Here is a 5,382-nt window from a genome sequence, read left to right as displayed (position 1 = left end):
CGAGTGCAGCACTTGGCTGTGCAGCAACGGTAACCGGTTGTAAAACCAGTTCAGATGAGCCAAATAAAGTCCCGCCAACACCACCTGTGGAAGAGCGCATGAACTGGTCAGCATGCCTTGGAAATTGCGGCTCTAACTGTCCGCTAAAAATATTTAGTGAAAATGGAGTCATTACGCGAATCGAAACTGATGAACAAGGTAGTGGGGAGTATCGTGATCATCATATTATCCCTTGCGCTAGAGGTCGAGGGAATAGAAAGAGAATATATAATGCAGATCGACTTCAATATCCTTTAAAAAGAACAGGTGAGCGTGGGGAAGGTAAATTTGAAAGAATTTCTTGGGATCAAGCTATAGAAGAAATTGGTTCTAAATTAAATAATGTTTATGACACCTATGGTGCTAGGTCTGTGTTTTGGGTGGATGGTTCAGGAGCCGATTACGCATTGAATGGTGTTGACTGTTGGCAACGATTACTGAATACAAAAGGCGGATTTTTAGCGGGATACGGCTCTTATAGTAGCGCCCAAACAGAAATGATGTTTCCACTTGTAGTAGATGGTTATGGTGGTTCAACCGTTCTTGAAATGCAAAACAGTGATCTTTATGTTTTCTTTGGTTATAACCCCGCAGAAATTAGGCAAAGTGGCTCTGGTGAAGCTTATGAATATCAGTTATTCAAAGAAAAGAATGGCACTAAAGCTATCCATATTGATTGTAGGTATAGCGATACTGTGTTAGGCAAAAATGATGAATTCCATCCATGTAGACCAGGTACTGATGCAGCTCTAGTTAGTGGGATCGCATACCATTTAATTACTAATAAATTGATAGATGAAGAATATCTTAATAAATATTGTTATGGCTTTAGATCTGAAGAAGCAATGCCTGATAAAGGCCTTGATGCAGTGCCATATGAGAGAAGTTATGAAGCTTATATTTTAGGTGTTGGTGAATTAGATTCTCAGCCTAAGACACCGGAATGGGCTGAACGTATTTGTGGTGTCCCCTCAAGTAGCATTCGAAATATTGCAGAACAATTGGCGGCGGCCAAGGCACCATTTATTGCATCAGGGCACAGCATTCAACGCCATGCTAATGGTGAGTACAATGTTTGGTCTATGGTTGCATTAGGTGCATTAGTAGGCGCCATTGGTAGAAGGGGAACAAATAATGGAATGCTACCTATGTCATTTTGGGGGTTCAAGATTTCTGGTATGCCTGGTGTAGATACTGGTACTCAAAAAGCTGAGATACCTAATTGGTTATGGCCATTAGCCATCGAAGATGGTGAAAATTTAGATGTTCACCAAAATGGTGTCATTTTACCTGAAGATGAATTAGACGAGAGTGGTAATGGTAAATTGGGAGCAAATATAAAATTTGCTTTGCTTTACGCTGGGAATGCGTTGATTAATCAACATGGTGATTGTAATGGTACAGCAAGAATTTTAAAGCAAGAAAATCTGTGCGAAACCATTGTTGTAATTGATAACCACATGACGGCTTCGGCCAAGTATGCAGATTATGTACTACCAGATCGCTCTTGGTTAGAAAGTACAGATATCGCAGATCAAAGTTATTCTGCAGGCGGGATGTCTTACTTAACGGCATTAACAGCAAGTGTTCCTCCGCTTGGTGAGTGTAAATCGAGCTATGAAATGTGTTCATTATTGTCTGAAGTTCTGGGAACTGCAGCCCAATTCACGGAGGGTAAAACTGAAGAGCAGTGGCTAGAGCATATGTATACGTCTCAAATTCAGCCTAATTACCCAGAACATTTACCATCTACTCTAGAAGAGTTTCAGGATATTGGCTTAGTTAAACTGTATACAGAAAATGACGAACGTCAGTGTGCTTTATATGACTATATTCATAACGATGCTGAAATTGGCACTTTGTCGGGGAAAATTGAATTATTTTCTCATGCAGTTGACCGAATTTCTAAAAATAGGGTTGCACCAGAATATATACCAGATTTATTTATCGTTCCTATTCCTGCATATGTCAAAACATGGGAAGGCTATGAGGATGATTCTGAAGAAATTAAAGATATGCCTCTTCAATTAATCGGACATCATACCAAAGGACGTGTTCATTCTAGTCACGCTTCAAATCCATGGTTAAACGAGGCTGTATATGATGCTGTGTGGATAAACCCCAAGGATGTTATTGGATTCTCTGATGGAGATGATGTTTATGTCGAATCCTTACGAGGGATTGTAAAAGTTAAAGCGAGAATCACTAATAGGGTAATGCCAGGAGTTGCTTCTTTACCACAAGGTCAATGGTACAACCCAGTAAATGGTGTAGATATTGGAGGGTGCATTAATACCTTAACCAGCCAAAGGTCTTGTTCAATTTCCAATGGTAACCCACAACATACAATTCGAGTAAAAATTTACAAAGCATAAAGGTTAAAAAAATGACACAAATAATTGAAACTAAAACTCAATATGGCTTCTATTTTGACCCTGGCAAGTGCAATGGTTGCAAAGCATGTCATATTGCTTGTAAAGATAAATTTGATGCAAATTTAGGAGTAATACCACGCCGAGTTTATGAATACATAGGCGGTGGCTTCGTTGAAGGAACAAATAATACAGTAACTTGCAACACCTTTGGTTATTACATATCAATTAGCTGTAATCATTGTGATAACCCTGTTTGTGTTAAAGCTTGCCCTACAGGTGCAATGCATAAGCGTCGTGAAGATGGATTTGTTCATGTTGCAGAGGATTTATGTATTGGTTGTGGAAGTTGTGCTCGAGCTTGTCCTTACGATGCTCCACAGTTAGATCCTATTCGTAAAGTAATGATCAAATGTGATGGCTGTTTTGAAAGAGTGAGTGAAGGTAAGAAGCCGATTTGTGTCGCTGGTTGTACACAAAAAGCTCTACAATTTGATGATATAGAAGTGCTTAGAGGTAAATATGGAAATAACTCTAGTATTGCGCCTTTACCTGAGTCTGGAATAACAGAGCCTAACTTGATTATTCAAAGCACGACAATAACTAAACCTTCAGGATCTAATGAAGGTAAGATTGAAAACTTGAATGAGGTATAGATAACTGGGGTGGGGAGCAATCCCCCCCACCCCAGTTATGTTTATAAATGTCTATGAATGAACATAATTTGACTGAGCAGTTTACGATCTCCTCTGCTGTATTCAATTTACTATCTACAACATTTTACAGTTCAGTTGATGATGTTGTACTTAAAACTATTGAAGAATGTTTCGAAAAATTTCCATACATAAATGAAAAAATAAGCCAGAGTGTTAATGCTGTTTTAGAGGAACTAAAAAAACCTTCTTTGGAAAGGATTATTATTGATTTTAATGAGCTTTTTATAGGGGCTCCATTTAGAAAAGTTTACCCATGGGGTTCTTATTATACAGATCCTGAAAAACTGTTATTTGGCGAATCTACACTAAGTTACCGAAATTTCCTTAATGTAAATGGTATTTCAGTTAATTTTAAAGGCAATGAGCCTACAGACCATTTTGCATTAATTTTCTCAGTCCTAGCTGCTGTTATGGGGAGCGAAAAAAGCACTGATGATAAAATATTAATGGTTGATACTATAATGTACGAGCATTTAGAACCTTGGATCTCAGGCCTATTGGAAAGCATCTGCGTAAATGCAAAAACAGTATTTTATCAACACCAAGCTCTAATCGCTTTGGAGATGATCACCCTATGGAGAACACTCTTAAAGACAGAAGATGCTATATTAGAGCTTAACGTTTTATAGGTCATTTTGCCTTTGTTAGAGGGCTACTACAGAGTGCTTTAATTTATGAGCTACTTACATGCCATTTTCATGATTGGGGTGTAGAGGTGTTAAGCAATATTACATTAAAATCAACTAGTAAGTATTGCTCGCAATTAGCAAAATTAGTATTAGATATGATCGATTATTGGACAATTGAAATAAGTAAATCACGGAAGTTTTATTCAGCATAAAAGATATCGGCTTGCTAACTAGACGATGTAATTACTTATTTAGTACAAACAACTTGGCAGACGTTCTAGCTTTAAACTCAATAGGTAAAAGTTACACATGGAGTTCACTTGCATTAAGTATGTCGCCCCAATATTTTTACAAAAATAGAGTACTTGTGCCGTTATCCTTGTTAGCAACCGATTTTGATACCGTATTAACTAAGACATTAAACATAACCCAATGCAATTGATTCACTAGTAGGTAAATTTATGAGTGTCATTCGTTCAGTCGCCCTGCAGTGGAAAAAAGCAGATTTTGCTCAGCAATTACAACTTTACTTTGCCAAGGATAAGGCCATTGACGAGTTATTTGTAGGTGCTACGCAATGCTCGACAGTGTGTAATCTTATCGCTGCCATGATTGAGCTGCCCCCCAAGCCTAAGAATGAGCACTATAATATCGAACTGGAGCAGGTATTTGAAATCCTGTTTCAATGTTTTTTATTGATGTTTATTAAAGAGCTTGAACACAAAAAACTAACCCAAGCAGAGCAACTTATTATGTCGCTCGCGGTGCATTATGCTCAAACGATTTGTAATGATGAACAATATGCTAATTCAATGCTTTACGATAATGGACAACGAGTATTAACAGCCATGGCGCGACTCAATACCCAGCGTCAGCAGCATCGTAAACAGCAGTCCAATATGTGTAAGCATAGATAAAAGGGATAACTGGTCACAGGTTCATATTTTTACAACACACATACCAAGCCATCTAACACCATGAGTTGCAATCAAATGCCAATGGTAATTTTGATAATTTAATCACAAATTTTGAGTGATGTGGACAAGGAGTAGCCGTGACGGAACATGAAAGACAGATATTTAATCTAGTTCGTGCAGAATTGTCTGATGAGTTAATACCATCACGGTATAAGAATGTGTTGAACCACCGAATGTGTGGACATTGTCACCATGCATCATTAGCAATGTATAATCTTTTGGGTGGAAAAGAGGCTGGCTACAAGCTTCAGAAAGCTACAGATGAAAAAGATATAATCCACTACTGGCTACTTTCTCCAACTGGTGAAATTATTGACTCAACAATTGAGCAATACACTGAATTAAAGAGACCAATACCTTATTCTCGCAAAAAAGATAATAGGGCAAGTTATAGAAAAACAGCAGCAACAAATCATATTATCTCAGCTGTAAAACTAAAGTTGGCTGTAAAAGCATATACATAATCCTTCACCAGAGGGGTATTTACTAGGCGGGTATCAGCCTAGTTGATAGCACCATTACTAAGTGAAAAGTGTCTACAGATCCAGATAAGAGCAGTGGTCGACTTTGAAGTGTATTAGTTTCGACTTGATCTGACATTCAACTTGAAAAAGTGAGAGTTACCCGTTTTGATAAAGGTGTCGAATCT

5 protein-coding genes are annotated in these 5,382 nt (G+C 38.0%); all 5 read left to right on the top strand.

Translation table 11 applies throughout. The annotated features are described in order from the left end of the window. Positions 1–2,414 (top strand): DMSO/selenate family reductase complex A subunit (locus ORI98_RS18040; protein WP_306136141.1); only part of this gene is annotated, 2,414 nt, incomplete at its 5' end. 11 nt (positions 2,415–2,425) lie between these two features. Beyond that, positions 2,426–3,067 (top strand): DMSO/selenate family reductase complex B subunit, encoded by a 642-nt coding sequence (locus ORI98_RS18035; RefSeq protein WP_306136140.1) that lies wholly within the window; start codon positions 2,426–2,428, stop codon positions 3,065–3,067. Between the two features lie 47 nt (positions 3,068–3,114). Continuing rightward, positions 3,115–3,756 carry a molecular chaperone gene (locus tag ORI98_RS18030; RefSeq protein WP_306136138.1) on the top strand — a complete coding sequence of 214 codons (642 nt, stop codon included), beginning with the start codon at positions 3,115–3,117 and terminating at the stop codon, positions 3,754–3,756. 461 nt (positions 3,757–4,217) lie between these two features. Further along, on the top strand, positions 4,218–4,673 hold the full coding sequence (locus ORI98_RS18025) for a hypothetical protein (protein ID WP_306136137.1): 456 nt from the start codon (positions 4,218–4,220) through the stop codon (positions 4,671–4,673). A 137-nt stretch (positions 4,674–4,810) separates the two neighbouring features. Further along, positions 4,811–5,197: a hypothetical protein gene (locus ORI98_RS18020; protein WP_306136136.1), complete on the top strand. Its 387-nt coding sequence runs from the start codon at positions 4,811–4,813 to the stop codon at positions 5,195–5,197. Positions 5,198–5,382 lie beyond the last annotated feature (185 nt).

Source organism: Shewanella sp. ULN5 (genome assembly GCF_030731885.1).
In the GTDB taxonomy this organism is placed as follows: Bacteria; Pseudomonadota; Gammaproteobacteria; order Enterobacterales; family Shewanellaceae; genus Shewanella; species Shewanella holmiensis.
Note: the sequence above shows the minus strand (reverse complement) of the source record. Positions and strands in the feature narration are given on the sequence as shown.

Coding starts and splice junctions, on each gene's coding strand:
- ORI98_RS18035 (WP_306136140.1), top strand. CDS start 2,426: ATGACACAAATAATTGAAACTAAAACTCAATATGGCTTCTATTTTGAC.
- ORI98_RS18030 (WP_306136138.1), top strand. CDS start 3,115: ATGTCTATGAATGAACATAATTTGACTGAGCAGTTTACGATCTCCTCT.
- ORI98_RS18025 (WP_306136137.1), top strand. CDS start 4,218: ATGAGTGTCATTCGTTCAGTCGCCCTGCAGTGGAAAAAAGCAGATTTT.